A 475-nucleotide genomic window follows, 5' to 3' on the forward strand; every position below is an offset into this window, starting at 1 on the left:
CGAAGACGTGTTCTCGATCTCGGGCCGCGGCACCGTGGTCACGGGCCGTATCGAAAAGGGCGTCGTGAAGGTCGGCGAGGAAGTCGAGATCGTCGGCATCCGTCCGGTCCAGAAGACCACCTGCACGGGCGTCGAAATGTTCCGCAAGCTGCTGGACCAAGGTCAAGCCGGCGACAACGTGGGCGTGCTGCTGCGCGGCACCAAGCGTGAAGACGTCGAGCGCGGCCAGGTCCTCTGCAAGCCGGGCTCGATCACCCCGCACACCAAGTTCGTGGCCGAAGCCTACATCCTGAACAAGGAAGAAGGCGGCCGTCACACCCCGTTCTTCACCAACTACCGTCCGCAGTTCTACTTCCGTACGACCGATGTCACCGGCATCATCAAGCTGAAGGAAGGCGTGGAAATGATCATGCCGGGCGACAACGCCGAGCTGGACGTCGAGCTGATCACCCCGATCGCCATGGACCAAGGCCTG

General features: G+C 62.7%; 1 protein-coding gene. It reads left to right on the top strand.

Translation table 11 applies throughout. The features are described 5' to 3' along the window. On the top strand, nt 1–475 hold a 475-nt coding region (locus EIK80_RS25060), incomplete at both ends, for an EF-Tu/IF-2/RF-3 family GTPase (protein WP_255414614.1).

Origin of the sequence: Caulobacter sp. 602-1 (genome assembly GCF_003931565.1) — a bacterium.
Classification (GTDB): domain Bacteria; phylum Pseudomonadota; class Alphaproteobacteria; order Caulobacterales; family Caulobacteraceae; genus Caulobacter.